A 5,236-nucleotide genomic window follows, 5' to 3' on the forward strand; every position below is an offset into this window, starting at 1 on the left:
CCCGCGGCGGCGGAGGCGGCGCGGCGGGCCGCGTAGCCGGCGTCGTCGGCCTCCCGCAGCGCGGCGTCCAGCAGCGCGGCATAGTCGCCGCTGTCGTAGTCGAAGCCGAGCGGCGTCCGGTGCGGAAAGCCGTCGCGGGGGACGAGGTTGAGGCGCCGGAGCGCCACCGGGTCGCGGCCGGTCTCGCGCGCCGCCTGGTCCACCGCGGCTTCCAGCAGCACCAGCGCCTCCGGCTTGCCGGCGCCGCGCACCGCATCCACCGGGCAGGTGTTGGTGAAGGCGCAGCGCATGCGGATATGCGCGGCGGGGATGGCGTAGAGGCCGGTCAGCACCTTCGCCATCCCGCCGGTCGGGATGGAGGGGTTCACCGTGGAGACCCAGGCGCCGAAATTCGCCACGGCCTCGACCTGGACGGCGGTGAAGCGGCCGTTCTCGTCCAGCGCCAGGGCAACCTCGGCCAGCAGGTCGCGGGCATGGGTGTCGGCCAGGTGGTGCTCGCTGCGGTCCTGCACCCAGCGCACGTCGCGCTTCAGCCGGTCGGCGGCGAGGCAGACGAGGGCCTGCTCGGGGTAGGGCGGCAGCTTGGGGCCGAAGCCGCCGCCGACATCCTCCGTCACCACGCGCAGCTTCTCCCGCGGCCAGTGCAGGATGTCGTCGCAGAGGATGCGGTGCAGCACGTGCACGCCCTGGGAGGGCGTGGTGAGCGTGACCGTCCCGTCGCGCCATTCGGCCAGCGCGGCGCGCGTTTCCATGTAGCCGGCCACGATGCGCGGCGAGCGGATGGCAAGGCGCGTGACATGCGCGGCGCCCGCCATCGCGGCCTGCACGGCGTCGGCGTCGCCCTTGTGCCAGTCGCAGACGAGATTGCCCGGCGCCTCCTCGTGCAGTTGCGGGGCGCCGGGCTGCAGCGCATCCTCCGGCAGGACGACGGCGGGCAGCGGGTCGTACTCGACCTCGATCGCCTCCGCCGCGTCGCGCGCCAGGTGCGCCGTGTCGGCGACGACCATGGCGACGATCTCGCCGACATGGCGCACGCGGTCGCGCGGGATGGGCAGGCGCGGCGGCTCCGCATGGCGGCGGCCCGCGGCGTCGCGGATCTCCGTGACCGCCGGGTTGTGGCCGAGGCCGGCGGTGTCCGCCACGGTCAGCACGGCGGCGACGCCCGGCATGGAGCGCGCGGCGTCCGCGTCCACGCGCAGCACGCGCGCATGGGCATGCGGCGAGCGCAGGAACACGGCGTGCAGCGCGCCGTGCGCGGGGTGGTTCGCGGTGAAGCGCCCGGCGCCGGTCAGCAGCCGGGGATCCTCGAGCCGCCGCAGCGGCTGGCCGAGGCCGGGGAGGACGTCGAAGGCCATGGCGAGGACCTAACGACGCGCGGCGCGGCTTGGCAACCGGCGGGTCAGTCGGCCGTCACGTTCGCCGCGCGCGCTACGGGGCCCCATTGCGCGTCCTGGCGCCGGATCAGCTCGGCCAGTTCGGCGCGGGTGGAGCCCACGGCCTCGGCGCCCAGCTCGCGCAGCCGTGCGACCACGGCGGGATCGCGCGCCATGGCGATGGCGGCGGCTTCCAGCTGCGCGACGAGCGCGTCCGGCATCCCGCGCGGGCCCATCAGCGCCAGCCAGGTGTCGGCCTCGAAGCCCGGGATGGTCTCCGCCACCGTCGGGATCTCCGGCGCCAGCGCGGAGCGGCTGCGGGAGGCGATGGCGAGCGCCCGGGCGCGGCCGTCGCGCACCGGCGGCAGGCCGGTCACCACCGTGTCGGTGTAGACCTGGATCTTGTTGGTAAAGAGGTCGGGCAGCGCCGGCCCGGTGCCGCGGTAGTGCACGATGGTGCAGTCCAAATTGCCCAGTGCGCGCAGCAGCAGCATGTCCGTCAGGTGCTGCGTGGTGCCCGCGCCCGGCGTGCCGCAGGCGGCGGGGCGGCCGGCGCGCAGCCATTCCGCGAATTCCGCGATGTTGCGCGGCGGGAAGTCGTTGTTCGCCAGGATGACCACGGGGATGGCGGCGAAGCGGCTGATCGGCGTGAAGTCGGCCAGCGGGTCGTAGGGCATGGTCCGGTAGATGTGCCGGTTGATCACCAGCGGGCCGGCCGGGATGGCGCCGAGCACGCTGCCGTCGGCCGGCGCCCTCGCCACCGCTTCCGCGGCGATGTTGCCGCCGGCGCCGGTGCGGTTCTCCACCACCACGGGGCGGTTCAGCCGCGCCTGCAGCTCCTGCCCCATGACGCGGGTCAGCAGGTCGATGCCGCCGCCGGGCGGGAAGCCGACGATCAGGCGGATCGGCGCCTCCCGCGGCTGGGCGAGGGCGGCTCCGGCGGTCAGCGAGACCGCGGCGAGGGCGCCGAGCAGGGCGCGGCGGATGGGGTGGGACATGGGCGCTTCCTCCTGGCGGGCCGTCCTTGCCGAAGCCGGCGATTCACGCCCTGACGTGCCCGCCTGCGGCGTGCTCACCCAGGGCGATCGCAGGCCGGCGCGGCCGCCCCCCATCCTGGCGCGGCGCGCCGCTCACCGCGAGCAGGCGGCGCCGCCGAGGACGCAGAACCTCGCGCAATGCGGGTGGTTGAGCGCCACCGGCCGCAGCGCCTCCGCCAGCGTCGCACCCAGCTCGAACTGCGGGTCGTAGGGCAGCAGCGTGCAGGCGACGACGGCCGGGCGCGCGGCACCCTTGCGCTTCACCACCATGCGCGTCGTGGCGCACATCACGCTGTCCGGCGACTTGTGCAGGATGCCCCAGCAGGCGTCCGTGATCTCCGGCACGTCGGCCGTGGCGTCCATCTCCGGGAACAGCATCAGCGCCACCGGGTCCGTCGCGTCCACCGGGATGGCGTGGTCCGCGAAGAGCCGGGCGAAGCCGGCCCGCATCGCCACCTCGTCGCCGCCGAAGCCGGCACGCCCGGCGACATGGATGCGGAAACCCTCGCGCGCCAGCCAGACCAGGCCCTCCAGCGTCTTCGCATGGCTGCCCTCGCCGCGCTCCACGTCGTGCGGCGTGGCGTCCGGGTGGTCCAGGCTGACGCGAATGGTCAGGCGGTCCACGCCGAAGCGGTCGCGCAGCGCCAGCAGGTCGGGTGCGTAGCGCCGCATCGGCTGCATCGCGTTGGTCAGCACCAGGGCCGAGAGGCCGGGGCGCGCCAGCACATCCGCCAGCATCGCCGGCAGCTGCGGGTTCATGAAGGGCTCGCCGCCGGTGAAGCCGACCTCCTCCAGCGGCTCGCGGAGCCCGATCGCCTCGTCCAGATACGCGGCGACCTCGGCGGCGGTGATGTAGGACAGCGCGTCGTTGCGTGGGCTGCTCTCGATGTAGCAGTTCGCGCAGGCGATGTTGCAGAGCGTGCCGGTGTTGATCCAGAGGGTGCGCAGCCCCGCCGGCGCCACGCTGGCGCGGCGCTCGCCCCTGGCGGTGGTGGCGGGGTCGCGGAACTTGGCAGGGTCGAGCGGCCGCGGCGCGGCCGGGTTGCGGACGGTCAAGTGGGCTCCTCGAGAAGCGCTGCCGGGCGCTTCGCCCGGGGAGGGTTCAAGGTTACGCGGCGGCCGCGGCGGGGGCCAGCGTCAGCGCTCCGGCTCGCCTGGCACCGCCACGCTCCGGCCCAGCGTCTCCTGCACGTAGAGCTTGCCGACAAGCACCACGGCCACCACGGTCAGCGGCGCCGCCAGCAGCACGCCGCCCAGGCCCAGCACCGCGCCGGCCGCCACCACGGAGAACAGCAGCAGCGCCGGCGGGATGGAGACCATCCGCTTGCCGAGCAGGGGCGTCAGCACGTTGCCTTCGATCTGCTGCACCACGACGTAGAGCGCCAGCGTCCAGAGCAGCGTCTCCCAGCCCTCGTTGAAGGCCAGCAGCACCCCGGGCAGGGCGCCGATGAAGGGCCCGACCAGCGGGACGAGGTCCGCCAGCCCGGCAAAGAGGCCGAGGGCAAGCGGCGCCGGCAGCCCGATCGCCCAGGCGCCGAGGCCGGTCAGCAGGCCGACCACGGCCATGGTCATCAGCTGCGCCTTCAGCCACAGGCGCAGCGCCCGGCCGCTGGCCTCCAGCGCCTCCTCCGCCTCCGGCTGGCGTGAGCGTGGCATCAGCTTGGCGACGCCGCGCCGGTAGGGGGCCGGGTCGGCGGCCAGGTAGATGCCGCCCACCACCACGATCACCAGCGCGCCGAGCGCATCCACGGCGACCAGCGCGTAGGAGGCGGCGTGGCGCGCGACCTCCCCCACGGCGGAGGTGTCGGGCGCCGGCTGGGCGCCCGGCGCGCCGGGGACCGGGATGCGGATGCCGAAGCGGCTCTGCAGCGTGTCCGCCGCTTCCGGCAACTGGTCCAGCAGCAGCGCGCCCTGGGCGCGGATCTCGCTGCCCACCAGCACCAGCACCAGGCCGAGCGGGACGAACACGATGAGGCAGGCAACCGCGACGGCCCGGCCGGAGGGCACGCCCAGCCGCTCGCGCAGCGGGTCGGCCAGGGCGCGCAGGCCGACTGCCACCAGCACGGCGGCAAACAGCAGCAGCAGCGCGTCCTTCACCGCCCAGGCGAAGAGCAGCAGCAGCACCACGCCGGCCACGATCAGAACCCGGCGCAGGAAGGCGAGCTCGCCGCGCCAGCCCGGCTCGCCGGCGCCACCCGGATTGGCGTCGGGCATCACGCCCTCCTGTCCGTTGTTCCGCGCGACAACGTTCCGCGGCCCCTTGCGTTCGCCGCCGCGCTGCGGCGTGCTGGCCTGCCGGCCGGGCACCACGATCCGCGCCGGCATCAGGTTGGGACGAGCAGCCATGGCAGGCATTTCTGAGCAGCGCCTCTTCGAGGCGCTGGCGACGCTCTCGCAGGCCTTCGCCGAGGGGGGCGTGCCGCCGATGCCCGGCACGGACGACGCGCCCGACGAGGCGGAGCCCGCCATCGCCGCGATGGACCCGGAAGCGCGGGAGGCGCTGGGCGAGGCCGCGATGGCGGTCGCCTTCGGCGCCTTCGCGTCCCAGGGCGGGGCCGGCGGGGCGATGCAGGCGCTGGTCGCGGCGCTGGGCCTGATGGCGGTGCAGGCCGGGGAAGAGCCGGACCCGCCCGCGGAGATCCTGGGCATCGCCGCGGAGGATGCGCGCGTGGAGGCCGAGATCGACCGCGCGGGCGAGGCGCTGGACGCCGAGTTCGGGCGGGAGGCGGCGGGCGAGGCGCTGGCCGGGGCGCTGGAGGCGCGCATCCTGGGCAGCGCGATCCTGCTGGCCGGCTGCACCCTGCCGGAGGGCGCGGACGGGCAGGC

Annotated in this window: 5 protein-coding genes; 1 reads left to right on the plus strand and 4 read right to left on the minus strand. The window is 75.2% G+C overall.

What is annotated here, in order from left to right; translation table 11 throughout:
- The 4 genes from OZN99_RS24735 to OZN99_RS24750 all read right to left on the minus strand — a co-directional run.
- Positions 1-1,355: xanthine dehydrogenase family protein molybdopterin-binding subunit (locus tag OZN99_RS24735; protein ID WP_270937905.1), on the minus strand; the 1,355-nt coding region annotated here is incomplete at its 3' end.
- Between the two features lie 44 nt (positions 1,356-1,399).
- The gene (locus OZN99_RS24740; RefSeq protein ID WP_270937906.1) at positions 1,400-2,371 is read right to left on the minus strand and encodes a Bug family tripartite tricarboxylate transporter substrate binding protein; all 972 of its coding nucleotides are present in this window, start codon (positions 2,369-2,371) and stop codon (positions 1,400-1,402) included.
- Positions 2,372-2,503: 132 nt separating this feature from the next.
- Positions 2,504-3,466, minus strand: coding sequence for a radical SAM protein (locus tag OZN99_RS24745; protein ID WP_270937907.1), 963 nt, complete (start codon positions 3,464-3,466; stop codon positions 2,504-2,506).
- A gap of 81 nt (positions 3,467-3,547) precedes the next feature.
- Complete coding sequence (locus OZN99_RS24750; RefSeq protein WP_270937908.1) at positions 3,548-4,756, minus strand: AI-2E family transporter; 1,209 nt, start codon at positions 4,754-4,756, stop codon at positions 3,548-3,550.
- Between OZN99_RS24750 and OZN99_RS24755 the strand changes: the two genes are divergently transcribed.
- Positions 4,755-5,236: hypothetical protein (locus tag OZN99_RS24755; RefSeq protein ID WP_270937909.1), on the plus strand; the 482-nt coding region annotated here is incomplete at its 3' end. The genes OZN99_RS24750 and OZN99_RS24755 overlap by 2 nt on opposite strands.

This window comes from Falsiroseomonas oryzae (assembly GCF_027856955.1).
Classification (GTDB): domain Bacteria; phylum Pseudomonadota; class Alphaproteobacteria; order Acetobacterales; family Acetobacteraceae; genus Falsiroseomonas; species Falsiroseomonas oryzae.